General features: G+C 64.5%; 1 protein-coding gene. It reads left to right on the forward strand.

Annotated elements, in window-relative coordinates:
- The coding region (locus tag CVH10_RS24850) for a potassium transporter TrkG (RefSeq protein ID WP_369336038.1) at positions 1 to 231 on the forward strand (231 nt) is incomplete at both ends.

The following is a 231-nucleotide window of genomic DNA, read 5'->3' on the forward strand; positions in this document are numbered from 1 at the left end:
GATCCTTGGCATGGGCCCCTTCGACGCCCTGGCCCACGCCCTCACGTCCATCGCTACCGGCGGGTTCTCGACGTCCGACCGATCTTTCGGCGCCTGGAGCGAGAACGGTATCCAGTGGTTTGGCGCGCTCTTCATGCTCGCGGGCGCGGTGCCGTTCGTTCTGTATGTGCGGTTCATCGCGGGTGACCGCAGGGCCTTCTTCGATCGTCAGGTCCGAACGCTGCTGACTTT

The sequence above is a fragment of the Halomonas sp. ND22Bw genome, assembly GCF_003011945.1.
GTDB classification, from domain to species: Bacteria; Pseudomonadota; Gammaproteobacteria; order Pseudomonadales; family Halomonadaceae; genus Halomonas; species Halomonas halophila.